Here is a 237-nt window from a genome sequence, read left to right on the forward strand (position 1 = left end):
TTATTTGCTGCAATAGATAATTTGCTAAAGCCATTAGATAATTTATTGCCAATAGCATCAGCAACAAAACCTATACCGTTTTTAATTGCTTGGTTAGCAGATTTAAATGCTCCTATATAACCCTTAATACCGTTACCACTAATCGATAATAATGTGCTAAAAGCCGTTCGAGCTCCGCTCACCATCATCTGAAATCCTTTTTGAATCGGCTCGGGAATTTTTAAACCAATACGGCTC

At 36.3% G+C, this 237-nt stretch carries 1 protein-coding gene; it reads right to left on the reverse strand.

Features of this window, described 5'->3' with window-relative positions; translation table 11 throughout:
* The coding region (locus QP363_RS13535) for a hypothetical protein (RefSeq protein WP_284764877.1) at nt 1–237 on the reverse strand (237 nt) is incomplete at both ends.

The sequence above is a fragment of the Corynebacterium sp. UMB6689 genome (genome assembly GCF_030215295.1).
GTDB classification, from domain to species: Bacteria; Actinomycetota; Actinomycetes; order Mycobacteriales; family Mycobacteriaceae; genus Corynebacterium; species Corynebacterium aurimucosum.